This is a genomic window from Candidatus Enterococcus ikei (genome assembly GCF_017316105.1).
Classification (GTDB): domain Bacteria; phylum Bacillota; class Bacilli; order Lactobacillales; family Enterococcaceae; genus Enterococcus_L; species Enterococcus_L ikei.
This window is the reverse complement of the sequence record NZ_JAFLWD010000026.1, coordinates 31844-44496: the sequence shown is the minus strand read 5'-3', so window position 1 is coordinate 44496 and position 12653 is coordinate 31844. Positions and strand designations below refer to the sequence as shown.

Below are 12653 nucleotides of genomic sequence, written 5' to 3'. Positions count from 1 at the left end.
ATGACGACTATAGGAATTTATGAGAAGGCACTCCCTAAAAATATTAGTTGGAAAGAACGCTTGTTACTGGCAAAAAAAATGAATTTTGATTTTATCGAGATGTCGATCGACGAAACAGATGATCGCCTTCAACGTTTGGACTGGACGACTGACGAGCGAAAAGAGGTCAGAGAAGCAATCCATGAGACCGGGGTAAAAATATTATCGATTTGTTTGAGTGGACATCGCCGATTTCCATTTGGTTCTGAAGATTTGGAGAAACAAAAGATTGCTATGGTTTTGATGGAAAAAGCAATAAATTTAGCTTCTGACTTAGGTGTACGTACGATTCAGTTAGCGGGTTATGATGTTTATTATGAAGCCAAAACCGTAAGATCTAGAGAATACTTTATTCAAAATTTAAAAAAAGCAGTAGCATTGGCTGCGGCTAGTGAGATCGTTTTATCAATAGAAATTATGGACGATCCTTTTATTAATTCGATTTCTAAATATTTGAAAATCAAAGAGCAAATTCGTTCTCCTTATTTACAAGTGTATCCTGACGTCGGTAATTTATCAGCGTGGCCGAGTAATGATGTTGGTTATGAATTGGAAATTGGAATCGATCAGATTTCTGCCATTCATTTAAAAGACACACTTGCTGTAACGGAAGAGTTTCCTGGAAAATTTAAAGAAGTTCCTTTTGGTGAAGGCTGTGTCGATTTTTTAGGATGTCTTAAAACATTAAAGCGTTTGGAATACAATGGCCCTTTTTTAATCGAAATGTGGAGTGAAAATAGCGATACACCTGAAAAAGAAATCGAGCAAGCAAAAGCGTTTCTCTTTCCTTATTTAAAGGAGGCTGGATATGATGTTAAATAAAGTATTGATAGATGAGATGAAAGAACGGGTTTTTTCTGCGAACTTAGCTTTACCAGAAGCTGGCTTGGTAAAACTTACTTGGGGGAATGTCAGTGAGATCGATCGTGAAGCAGGAGTGATCGTAATCAAGCCGAGTGGTGTGCCGTATAGCACAATGGAAGCTTGTCATATGGTGGTGACCGATTTAGATGGAGAAGTGTTGGAAGCTGGCTTGAAGCCGTCATCTGATTTAGCAACGCATGTCCAATTGTATAAAGCATTTAAAGAAATCAATGCTGTAGTGCATACGCATTCCAAACATGCAGTAATGTGGGCGCAGTCTGGTCGAGAAATTCCAGCTTATGGTACCACTCATGCGGATACTTTTTACGGTGTTGTTCCTTGTACACGTCAGTTAACATCTGAAGAGGTAGCATCTGCATATGAGCTAGAGACAGGAAAGGTAATTGTTGAGGCTTTTAGTGAAAAAAGTATTGATCCCTTAGCTGTTCCAGGAGTTCTGGTTTATGGTCACGGGCCATTTACATGGGGCGAGACACCTCAAAAAGCAGTAGAAAATAGTATTGTGCTGGATGAAATAGCAGAGATGGCGTGTGTGACAGAAATTGTGAACGATAGAATCCAGCCAATTCCTCAATATCTTTTAGATAAACATTTTTTTAGAAAACACGGAACGAATGCTTATTATGGGCAAACGTAAAAATTATGAACTGAATTTATTAAATTTAATTGTGTAGATAAGTCGAGTAATGACTTTATCTACACTTTTTTTATTTTTATAAGTGGATAGTTTATTAGTTTTATAAAATACTTGAATTTACACGCAAAAAAGCTATACTAGAAAAATAACTTAAAAAGAGAGAACGAGGACAGTTATGGAGGAAAATCAGTTAAAAAGGGAAATTTCGTTATTTGGTGCCTTTTCAACAGTCATGGGAACTGTGATTGGTGCGGGTGTATTTTTTAAAACAGCAAGTGTTGTAAGCTTCGCTCAATCATCAAGTTTGACGATTTTTGCTTGGGTATTAGGTGGTATTTTGACTTTATGTGCTGGATTGACGAGTGCTGAATTAGCAACTGCCATTCCAAAAACTGGAGGAGCAGTCAAATACATTGAATACACATATGGAAAGTTGCCAGGATTTTTATTAGGCTGGGCGCAAAGTGTGATTTATTTTCCAGCCAATATTGCAGCTTTGTCGATTATTTTTAGTACACAATTTATACACTTATTTCATTTATCAAGCGATATTCTTTTACCGATAGCACTAGTTACTGGTTTAAGTGTGACAATCATCAACTTATTAGGTACTAAAGCTGCTTCTAATTTTCAATCATTTACGTTAGTCATAAAGATGGTTCCAATTGCTTTAATTGTACTAGTTGGATTTTTTATGCCAGCTAATGTGGAGATTTCGTTATTTCCTGTCAGAGCTGGTGGAGATAGTGGTTTTATCCAAGCGTTAAGCGGTTCTTTATTAGCTACGATGTTCGCTTATGATGGCTGGTTGGGTGTTGGTGCAGTAGCAGGTGAAATGAAACGACCAGAAAAAGATTTACCTAAGGCGATTTTTTTAGGGTTAACATTTATCACGATTGTTTATGTGTTGATCAATTTTGTTTTTCTTAAAACATTACCGATCGAACAGCTTTCTGGAAATTTAAATGCAGCTTCAGAAGCATCAAATCAAATTTTTGGTTCGATTGGTGGTAAATTAGTGACGATCGGTATTTTGATTTCTGTTTATGGCGCATTAAATGGATATACCATGACTGGGATTCGAGTACCGTATGCTTTAGCATTGGAAGATATGCTTCCTTTTAGTCAGCAGTTTAAAAAACTATCAAAAAGATTTCTGGTTCCTTATGTAGCTGGGATTTTTCAATTTAGCGTTGCAGCGTTGATGATGGTTTTAGGTAGTTTTGATTTATTAACTGATATGCTAGTTTTTGTAATGTGGCTCTTTAGTTTGTTGATTTTTTTAGCTGTGTTTATTTTAAGAAAAAAAGAACCAGAATTGAATCGTCCTTATAAAGTTCCTTTTTATCCTGTAATTCCTACAATAGCGATTTTGGGTGGTTTGTTTATTTTGATTACTACTTTGATTATTCAACCACTTTTAGCAAGCATTGGTATTGGAATTACACTATTGGGAATTCCAGTATATTGGATAAATAGAAAATTAAAAAACTAAAAAATAAATAAATTTCATTTATTGTCATTAATTCATCACTTTTTAGTGGATATTGAGAGAATTTATGAAGTTTTTTTGGTATAATAGATATGATCTAAGTCTTTGTCATTTATGATAAAGCAATAACTCCTGCTTACCCCTTTTAAGCAGGAGTTACTTTTTCTCAAAAATTTCAATAAAATTCACAATTTCTGAAAATTATTCTGGTCATTTTTTTAGTATAATGAGTATATCAAAACGATAAACTATTTTGGGGAAGATAGTGCATCAGAACTCTTAATAGAGGTTAAACTGTTGATTTGTCAGCAGTTTAACCTCTGTTTTTTTTGTTTTAAAAGACAAATAGTTAGTCAAAGTAAATCACTATAAGGTTTTAGTTCTGTCATCCAAATATATTGTAATAGCTTCTTTTACATCTATAATTATTCAGTTTTAAAGAATGAGATAAAACTAGTTTTAGTTTTATTTCATTCTTTTTTTTAATAATTTTTCATTTAACTGCGTATATTATTGTAAGGAGGGAAAACAATGGATATTAAAGAATTTTCTCTGGAACTAATAAAATGGGGCGTAACAGAATCTCTACAGGATATTCATATATTACCTGTTGGGAACAAGATTCAAATCTCTACTAAGAAAGGAAAAAAGCAAGTAATATTCAAAGAATTAAATGAAGGTGAGGGAGAAAAATTAATTTTTCATTTTAAGTTTATTGGGAGTATGGATGTTGGTGAAAGGCGCAAAGCACAAGTTGGCGCTGTAACGTATACGATTGGTAATACTGAGATACGATTACGTTTATCGACAGTTGGCGATTTTAGACAAAGGGAAAGTTTAGTTATCCGTTTTTTACATGTTTTTGGAGCTAGTAGTGAGAATTATTTTTTACCACAACAATTAAGAGAAATTCGAAAGCTTGTTAAACAGCGTGGCTTGCATTTATTCTGTGGTCCAGTTGGTTCTGGGAAAACGACTTTGATGTACAAATTAGCCAAAGAGACAGATCGATTTCAACAAGTTATTACTATAGAGGATCCAGTAGAAATTGAAGAAGCAACATTTCTTCAATTGCAAACAAATACCAAAATTGATTTGACTTATGATGCTTTGATTAAGGCTTGTTTGCGTCATCGACCGGATATTTTAATTATAGGAGAGATTAGAGATGGCCTCACTGCTCAAGCTGCAATTAGAGCGGCACTTACAGGCCATACCGTATTTGCAACAATTCATGCTAGAAGTATTAGCGGTGTATATGAACGATTAGCTGAATTAGGTGTTCAGCAAAGAGAAATTGCGGAATGTGTGGGTGGTATTATTTACCAACGATTGTTACCTTTTTCCACTACAAAAGATGAAGAAATCAGCGGGTTACTAATGGATTATGACTTTTCTAGGAAAATGAATTCTAGGTGGCTGCAAGAATTAAGGAAGGTTTGGGCGTATGGATTTATCGATGATCAAACATTTGAAGAAGAAAAAGAGCATTAAATTATCCAAACATCATCAACAATTATTTATTCATTTACTTGCGGATTTATTAACGAATGGTTTTACAATTCAAGAAAGTCTTCAATTTATGAAAAAGTCTCGTTCAATTTCTGAACCGGCAATCAATTATATGATCGAGTTTATGGAACAAGGAGATCCAATCCATGGCGGTTTAACTAGGCTTGGATTTAAGATGATGATCATTACACAAATTGAATTTGCGCAAACTCACGGAAATTTAGCAGGAACCTTGAAAAAAATTAAGAAACACATGGGAATTGTAGATGAGCAGCAGCAAAAGTTTTATAAAGTCATTAGTTATCCTGTATTGCTCTTACTATTTTTGACCGTTGTTTTGATTAGTATTCGGCAAGTTTTACTGCCTCAACTTATGACAAATGGAGCGGTTCAAGCAGATAATATTGGGATTCAATTTATCCAGAAAAGTCCATATTATTTGCTCGTATTTCTGGCAAGTATGGCATGTTTATTTATTCTGATCCGTTGGTATTTAAGCAAAAAAACTTTTTTACAAAGAGCTGTATTTTTTTCTAAGGTACCTATTGTTGGTTCTCTATATAAAGAATATAGCTCAGCGTTTTTTGCACTTGAATGGGGGAAATTATTTTCTCAAGGATTGGAAATCAAAACAGTTATCCAATTGATGAAAACAACCAATCAACAGTCATTAATGAGTGAATTGGCTGAGATTATAGAAGAGCAATCGATATTGGGACAGACTTTTTATGACCAGTTACCTACATTTACTTTTTTTTCTCCTGAACTATCTTTGATTATTCAGCAAGGTGAGGTGAAAGGAAATTTAGGTAAGGAGCTGGTATTGTATAGCGAATTATGTTGGCAGCGTTTTTTTAAGCGAATAGAGAAAATGATTCAATGGATTCAACCAATTATTTTCTTAGTGGTGGCGTTATTGGTCGTTAGTATTTATGCTGCAATGCTATTGCCGATTTATGGCGGAATGGAGGGATTCGTGTGAACAGAATCAAGAAAAAAAAGAAAATAAATTATTCTGGTTTTACTTTATTAGAGATGTTAGTGGTACTACTGATTATTTCCGTTTTGGTTTTATTATTTGTTCCAAATCTTTCTAAACATAAAGAGGGAGTTGATAAAAAAGGAAATGAAGCGATTGTTAAAATAGTAGAAACCCAGATCGATCTGTACATTATGGAAAAAAATCAAACGCCAACGATGGATCAATTAGTTAAAGAACAGTATATTACGCAAGAACAGTATGACAAGTATCAAGCAAGTAAGAAATAAAACATGGCGGATATGAAAGGTTTTACGCTAATAGAGTCGATGATCGTTTTGTTGATTTGTACGATGTTTCTGTTATTGCCAACACTTGCTATTAATAAATGGAAGCAAGTGCTAGAAGTTGAACAGTTTTTATCGACTTTTGAAAAACATCTGCTGTACACACAGCAGATGGCGATTGTAAATACAGTTGATACACAAATCATATTCTTTGAACAAAGCCAGCAAATCAATTTTATGATTCCTAACAATGGGCAGTATTTAGAAGAAGAACCATTAAAAATCCCAGCATCATTAAAAGGTTTCGGTCCAAATAAAATCACCTTTAAAAAAGGCTCAGGAAATAATGGAAGGTTATCCAAATTTTCTTTTTCATGGTTAGAAAAAAAGCAATTAATCGAATTCCAGTTTCAACTAGGGAGCGGGCGCTATGTTAAAAAGATCGAAAAATTATAAAGGATATATTTTGCTGGAAAGTCTCATTGCATTAGGCTTGATGTGTTTAATAATGGGGAGCTATATTTCATTTAATACCTATCTATTAAAAAAGAATAAACAAGCAACTGACAAAATGTTGATGCATAGAATTTTATATGAAGAGGTGAAACGTTATGAAAATTACGGGGGACAGCCTTTCCAAGAAGTACATCTCGAAAAAAATAATTACCAGTTACACTTTCAAAAAATAGACAATAAATTGAGTGAAGTGGAGATTACAGATGGAAAAGAAATTTTCACCGTTAAGAAAAAGTAAATCAAAAAATAATTTTGGAGGATTTACTTTAATCGAATGCCTGCTTGCTCTGCTTTTACTCTCTATTATTTGTATGCTTTTTTCCACATCGATTAATCATATAGCTGTTGTCAGAAGGCATTTGGAAAGTGAACGAGAAAAGGAATGGCATATATTTGTGATCCAATTAGAAAATGAAATAAAAGATTGTCGGTATGAAAAAACGCAGGAAAACAAAATGATCCTTAAAAATAAGAAAAACAATAAACCAGTTTGGATTGAATACAAATTAGGCAAGATCGTCAAAGTTGAAAATGGTGGATATCAGCCTCTTTTAACAGAAGTAAAGCAGGCAAATTTTATAGAGGAAAATAAATCAGTTACAATAGATGTCAGTTTTGAAAATAACAAAAATTTTACGGCAAAATGGATCATTCCTAAGGAGCAAGAAAATGAAGAAAAGACATAGAGGTGGTGTTTTACTTACTGCATTACTTTTTATATTTTTATTCAGTTTTATTTTTATACTTGTTTTGGAGGATTTTCAGCTGACACAGCGATTTTCACAAAAGACTAGAGACTATTATATTGCTAGAACAATGAGTAGCATGTTTTTTTTCGATGTTAAGCAAGAACAACGAACACTCGACAAAACTGGTTACCAGAAATTTTCAACAGGAATACTCTATTATGAATATGATCAAAAAACTATAAAATTTACAGTCCGACTAGACCAAGAAACCTATAAATTTCAAGAAGAGTATCAAAAAAATTCAAACAAAATAACAATTGATCAAGAAGAAAAATAAGTAGCAATTAAAAATTTGTGAAACGTGTATCAAACTTGTAACAAAAAAAACTAATACAGAAGCTCATTTTTGAAAGAAAATTCGTATTAACGATTATATTATTTTTGTAAAAATGAGAGTTGTTTAGTGTTTTACAATAATTGTTAGGAAATTGATTGATTATTGTCAGCTTTTTCGTTAAAATAGAACAGGTATGAAAATTGTTATATTATAGATGGAAATTGAGGTGTTTCGTTTGTTCCCTGAGAAAATAGAAAAGGCTTTCGATTTAATGGAACAGTCTATCCAATTGATTCAACGATCTTTAGATACTTCTTTTCTAGATGCATATACTGAAAATGGTGAAAATATCATTGATAATTATCAAGTACGTGTGTTGGATGGAGTTCCGGATGAGCAAACTGTTCAAAAACTTGAAACCATTTATCAACAACTACAAGCAATCGAATTGGAACCAGAAGAAATTAGACGTTTGTCTCAGTTGATTTTACTTAAAGGGAATAAAGCAGAGTCCTTACAGGCAAATCATCAACTAACGCCAGATAGCATCGGTTTCTTATTTGTTTATTTGATTGAGCAGCTCTACGGACCTGAACAACCACTAAAAATATTAGATATCGCAAATGGTATGGGCAATCTGTTGTTAACGATCATTCTTAACTTGAACATAGCGAAATATTCTGTTCAAGGATTTGGTGTGGATATCGATGATACATTGCTTTCGGTTTCAGCGACTAATACGGAGTGGACAAAGGCTGCAATACAATTATTCCATCAAGATGGTTTGCAGGACTTACTTGTTGACCCTGTCGATGTAGCAGTCAGCGACTTGCCGATCGGTTATTATCCAAACGATGACAAAGCCAAAGAATTTGATTCAGCAGCACAAGAAGGTCATAGCTATGCGCATCATTTATTGATGGAGCAAGCAATGAAGTTTGTTAAACCTGATGGCTATGGATTATTTTTAGTACCAACTAATATTTTAGAGACAGAACAGAGTTCGTACTTCAAAAATTGGTTGCAAAACAATGTTTATCTTCAAGGCATGATTCAGTTGCCAGATGAGCTTTTCAAATCAGTTCAATCAAGAAAAAGCATTTTGTTCGTACAAAATAAAGGTGAGCATAGCGCGCAGGTAAAAGAAGTTCTTGTAGCAAAATTAGGTTCATTGAAAGATCCTGCGAAAGTTACACAATTTTTTCAACAATTTGAGGCTTGGAAGTCTTCAAATTTAAAATAAAACAACCGATAAAGAGGAGAGTATTATGTCTAAAACAATTGCAATCAATGCAGGTAGTTCAAGTTTAAAATGGCAATTATATCAAATGCCAAATGAAGAAGTTATCGCTAAAGGGATCGTGGAACGAATTGGTTTAAATGATTCAATCTTTACAATTAAACATGGTAATGACGAAAAATATGAAGAAATCATCGACATCAATGATCATGATGTTGCTGTTAAAATGTTGTTAGATAAATTAACTGAATTGAACATCTTAGCTTCTTATGATGAAATTACAGGTGTTGGTCACCGTGTAGTTGCAGGTGGAGAAGACTTTAAAGATTCTGTTGTTATCGATGATGAAGTTTTAGCAAAAATTGAAAAATTGGCAGAGCTTGCTCCATTACACAATCCAGCGAATGCAATGGGAATCAAAGCATTCAAAAAAATCTTACCTAATATTATCAGCGTTGCTGTTTTTGATACATCTTTCCATACAACAATGCCAAAACACAATTTCTTATACAGTATTCCAACTGAATACTATGAAAAATTTGCTGCTCGTAAATATGGTGCGCATGGAACAAGCCACAAATTTGTTGCGGAACGTGCAGCAGAAATGCTTGATCGCCCAATCGAAGAGTTAAAAATCATTACTTGTCACTTAGGTAACGGAGCATCAATCACAGCGGTTGATGGTGGTAAATCTGTAGATACATCAATGGGCTTCACACCACTTGCAGGTGTAACAATGGGAACTCGTTCTGGTGATATTGATCCTTCTTTACTAGCTTACCTAATGGAAAAACTTGAATTGACAGATATCAAAGATATGATTGATATCTTAAATAAAAAATCAGGTCTACTTGGTTTAACAGGTATTTCAAGTGATATGCGTGATTTAGAAGCAAACATGGATAACGAAGCTGTTCAAGTAGCATACGATATCTTTACAGATCGCATCCGTAAATACATTGGTAGTTACGTAACTGTTTTAAATGGCGTTGATGCAATTGTCTTTACTGCCGGAATTGGTGAAAATGATTCACACGTTCGTAGCGAAGTAATCAAAGGGATGACCTGGTTTGGTTGTGAATTAGACGATGAGAAAAACAATGTTCGTGGAAAAGAATCAGTAATTTCTACAGATGATTCTAAAGTTAAAGTACTATTGATTCCAACTGATGAAGAATTAATGATTGCTCGTGATGTTGAGCGTTTAAGAAAATAATAAGCAAAAAAAGAAGCAACTCGACAAAAAAATCGGGTTGCTTTTTATTTATAAAACTATTCTTCATCTTGTAAAACAGGAATTTTGTTGTCTAAATCAGTTCTTACCACTAATACATCACAAGCGGCGTTGCGGATAACATATTCAGAAACTGATCCAATAAATAATCGTTCAACAGCATTCAGTCCTGTTGCACCTAGCATGATCAAATCAATTTCTTGATCTTGCGGTAATTGTTTTGCAATCAAGGGTTTTGGAGAACCATATTCAATAATACTAGATACCTTTTCACAACCATGTTCTTTTGCTTGTTTTTTATAGCCTTCAAGTGTTTGTTTTGCCATTTCTGTTGCTTGCTCTGCTAAGACACCATCAAACGAAGAAACTGATTGAAATGCTCGCGTATCGATAACGTGAGCCAGTAGTAATTCTGCATCATTTCTCATAGCAACATTCATTGCTTTTTGAAAAGCTAATTCTGCCTCAGACGACCCATCAACAGCAACCATGATTTTACGATAATTTTGTAACATTGTGACCACTCCTTCCAAATAGTTGAAATTACATAGCTCTTGATACTTTAATTGTAGAACAAAACCGTAAAAAAGGAAAATAAAAAAGAAGATACTGTTATAGAATCTTTTTGGCGAACATAACACTGAATACAGTTGAAATTACAAGCAAGCTAAAAATATAGAACAACGAGAAAAACTTTAGATTAAAGATTCCAACTAAAATCCCAATAGCAGCTAAGATCAGATAAAAAACACCAAACTGGTGTAAAAACTGCTTATTTTCATCAAGCTCACCGTTGTGCATCAAGGGCAAAAAAACTGTTGTCTTTTTCAATAAATAAATGCCAATAATAACTAATAAAGCTACAGATACAAAAATAAGTATGCGAATCATGCATTGAACCTCCATCAAATAAAAAACAATTTGCGTTTTGCAAATTGTTAGCTAATCAAAATAAAAATGGTAAAATCCGTCGATGCCGTTATTCGTCCTATAGTATTGAACCCGCAAACAAAGCAGGTGGGTTCCACGACTGACAGCTTCGAACTACCAAATGATAAGGCATGTTACCAGCTTAGGTACCAGAAGGATCCCTAGATATCAATAAAATGTTCGGTCAACACACAAAAAAGACAACGCGTACATCACAGATTTACCATCTTTATAATAGCACAATCTAGAGCAAACAGCAATGAGGGTGCTTGAATTTGAAAGCGGATTATTTTTTTGATTTCTTTTCTTTCTTCCACTCTTGGATTCGTTGATATTGTTGGTGCAATGCTTGTTCATATTTGCCAGTATCGATCGGTTCATAATAATGAGCATTTTTTATTTTATCAGGAAGATATTGTTGATCGACCCAAGCATGTTCAAAGTTATGAGGATATTGGTAACCAATCCCACGATTTAGCTCTTTTGCACCAGAATAATGACTATCACGCAAATGATCAGGCACATCGCCCGCTTTTCCTTCTCGAATATCTGCTAAGGCAGCATCGATTGCACTGATGGCGGAATTCGATTTTGGTGATAGACATAAATCGATCACAACACTAGCAAGAGGAATACGAGCTTCAGGGAAGCCCAATTTTTCTGCGGCTTGAACAGCAGTTATCGTGCGAGCGGCAGCAGGTGGATTCCCTAGACCAATATCTTCGTAAGCAATTACCATTAGGCGGCGGCAAATAATCGGTAAATCGCCCGCTTCAACTAATCTGGCTAGATAATGCAGTGCAGCATCAACATCACTACCGCGGATCGATTTTTGAAATGCGGAAATAACATCATAATGGGCATCACCATTTTTATCGTGAGTCAATGCTTTACGTTGTACACATTCTTCAATGATAGAAAGTGTAATCACGATTTTTTTGTCTTCATTTTCAGGTGTTGATTTTACAGCCAATTCCAGTCCGTTTAGCGCACTACGCAAGTCGCCATTTGTTGCACGGGACAAATGTTGTAGTGCTTTTTCTTCCAAGAAAACGGGAAATTCTCCTAAACCACGTTCTTTATCAGTTAAAGCTTCTTTGATAGCTTTTTGAATATCTAACTCAGTTAATGGTTTTACTTCAAAAATTTGGGTTCGACTCCGAATCGCAGGATTGATCGTAATATAAGGATTCTCAGTTGTTGCTCCGATCATAATGATTCGACCGCTTTCAAGATGCGGCAGTAGAAAATCTTGTTTTGTTTTATCTAGGCGATGGACCTCATCTAAGAGAAGGATCACAGTGCCGCTCATTTTTGCTTCTTCTGCTACGATTTGCAAGTCTTTTTTAGTGTCTGTTGCAGCATTCAACAAGCGAAAAGCGTAGTTTGTAGAGCCGGCGATCGCACTAGCAATACTGGTTTTACCAGTGCCTGGGGGACCGTATAAAATCATGGAAGAAAGCATACGTGCTTCGACCATTCTACGAATGATTTTCCCTGGTCCAACCAGTTGCTGTTGCCCCACGACCTCATCTAAATTTCGTGGTCGCATACGATAAGCTAAAGGTTGTTGCATTGTTGAACCTCCTTATTTTAAAAGCGTAGCAGGCTCGTCCTCCCTTGACAGAAAAATAGGAAAATATGAGGGTGGTGTTTTTTACCACAATCAGATTTTATCTTTTTTCCGAGAGGTAAGCCTGCGAAGCTAGATAGTATAAAAGTTTAACAGCCTCGTCCTACCTTGACAGAAAAATAGGAAAATATGAGGGTGGAGTTTTTTGCCACAATCAGATTTTATCTTTTTTCCGAGAGGTAAGCCCGCATAGCTAGAGAACAAATTCTTTATCTAGCTATTATACCACAAAGAACGTACGTT

At 34.7% G+C, this 12653-nt stretch carries 15 protein-coding genes and 1 other RNA gene; 12 read left to right on the top strand and 4 right to left on the bottom strand.

Features of this window, described 5'->3' with window-relative positions:
* The 12 genes from JZO69_RS11000 to JZO69_RS10945 all read left to right on the top strand — a co-directional run bounded on the left by JZO69_RS11000 (position 1) and on the right by JZO69_RS10945 (position 9829).
* Positions 1-861 carry an L-ribulose-5-phosphate 3-epimerase gene (locus JZO69_RS11000; RefSeq protein WP_207112917.1) on the top strand — a complete coding sequence of 287 codons (861 nt, stop codon included), beginning with the start codon at positions 1-3 and terminating at the stop codon, positions 859-861.
* Positions 851-1561, top strand: coding sequence for an L-ribulose-5-phosphate 4-epimerase (locus tag JZO69_RS10995; RefSeq protein ID WP_207112963.1), 711 nt, complete (start codon positions 851-853; stop codon positions 1559-1561). The genes JZO69_RS11000 and JZO69_RS10995 overlap by 11 nt, the downstream gene beginning before the upstream one ends.
* A 175-nt stretch (positions 1562-1736) precedes the next feature.
* Positions 1737-3056, top strand: coding sequence for an APC family permease (locus JZO69_RS10990; protein WP_207112916.1), 1320 nt, complete (start codon positions 1737-1739; stop codon positions 3054-3056).
* A gap of 528 nt (positions 3057-3584) precedes the next feature.
* Complete coding sequence (gene comGA / locus JZO69_RS10985; protein WP_207112915.1) at positions 3585-4547, top strand: competence type IV pilus ATPase ComGA; 963 nt, start codon at positions 3585-3587, stop codon at positions 4545-4547.
* The gene (gene comGB, locus JZO69_RS10980) at positions 4501-5547 is read left to right on the top strand and encodes a competence type IV pilus assembly protein ComGB (protein WP_207112914.1); all 1047 of its coding nucleotides are present in this window, start codon (positions 4501-4503) and stop codon (positions 5545-5547) included. Before comGA ends, comGB begins: the two co-directional genes overlap by 47 nt.
* Complete coding sequence (comGC, locus tag JZO69_RS10975; protein ID WP_430733258.1) at positions 5544-5834, top strand: competence type IV pilus major pilin ComGC; 291 nt, start codon at positions 5544-5546, stop codon at positions 5832-5834. The genes comGB and comGC overlap by 4 nt, the downstream gene beginning before the upstream one ends.
* 3 nt (positions 5835-5837) lie before the next feature.
* Positions 5838-6287, top strand: a complete 450-nt coding sequence (gene comGD / locus JZO69_RS10970) for a competence type IV pilus minor pilin ComGD (protein WP_242586736.1) — start codon at positions 5838-5840, stop codon at positions 6285-6287.
* Complete coding sequence (comGE, locus tag JZO69_RS10965; protein ID WP_207112913.1) at positions 6262-6585, top strand: competence type IV pilus minor pilin ComGE; 324 nt, start codon at positions 6262-6264, stop codon at positions 6583-6585. Before comGD ends, comGE begins: the two co-directional genes overlap by 26 nt.
* The gene (gene comGF / locus JZO69_RS10960) at positions 6551-7033 is read left to right on the top strand and encodes a competence type IV pilus minor pilin ComGF (protein WP_207112912.1); all 483 of its coding nucleotides are present in this window, start codon (positions 6551-6553) and stop codon (positions 7031-7033) included. Before comGE ends, comGF begins: the two co-directional genes overlap by 35 nt.
* Positions 7017-7373: a competence type IV pilus minor pilin ComGG gene (gene comGG / locus JZO69_RS10955; protein WP_207112911.1), complete on the top strand. Its 357-nt coding sequence runs from the start codon at positions 7017-7019 to the stop codon at positions 7371-7373. The genes comGF and comGG overlap by 17 nt, the downstream gene beginning before the upstream one ends.
* Positions 7374-7608: 235 nt before the next feature.
* Positions 7609-8616 carry a class I SAM-dependent methyltransferase gene (locus JZO69_RS10950; protein ID WP_207112910.1) on the top strand — a complete coding sequence of 336 codons (1008 nt, stop codon included), beginning with the start codon at positions 7609-7611 and terminating at the stop codon, positions 8614-8616.
* 25 nt (positions 8617-8641) lie between these two features.
* Positions 8642-9829 (top strand): acetate kinase, encoded by a 1188-nt coding sequence (locus JZO69_RS10945; RefSeq protein WP_207112909.1) that lies wholly within the window; start codon positions 8642-8644, stop codon positions 9827-9829.
* Positions 9830-9885: 56 nt separating this feature from the next.
* Here the strand turns inward: JZO69_RS10945 and JZO69_RS10940 are convergent, their stop codons facing one another.
* The 4 genes from JZO69_RS10940 to JZO69_RS10925 form a co-directional block, all read right to left on the bottom strand.
* Entirely contained in the window at positions 9886-10362 is a 477-nt protein-coding gene (locus JZO69_RS10940) for a universal stress protein (protein ID WP_207112908.1), read from the bottom strand.
* A gap of 97 nt (positions 10363-10459) precedes the next feature.
* On the bottom strand, positions 10460-10738 hold the full coding sequence (locus JZO69_RS10935; RefSeq protein ID WP_207112907.1) for a hypothetical protein: 279 nt from the start codon (positions 10736-10738) through the stop codon (positions 10460-10462).
* Positions 10739-10807: 69 nt separating this feature from the next.
* Positions 10808-11001: non-coding RNA, 6S RNA (gene ssrS, locus JZO69_RS10930), on the bottom strand.
* Between the two features lie 62 nt (positions 11002-11063).
* Positions 11064-12353, bottom strand: coding sequence for a replication-associated recombination protein A (locus tag JZO69_RS10925; protein ID WP_207112906.1), 1290 nt, complete (start codon positions 12351-12353; stop codon positions 11064-11066).
* Positions 12354-12653 lie beyond the last annotated feature (300 nt).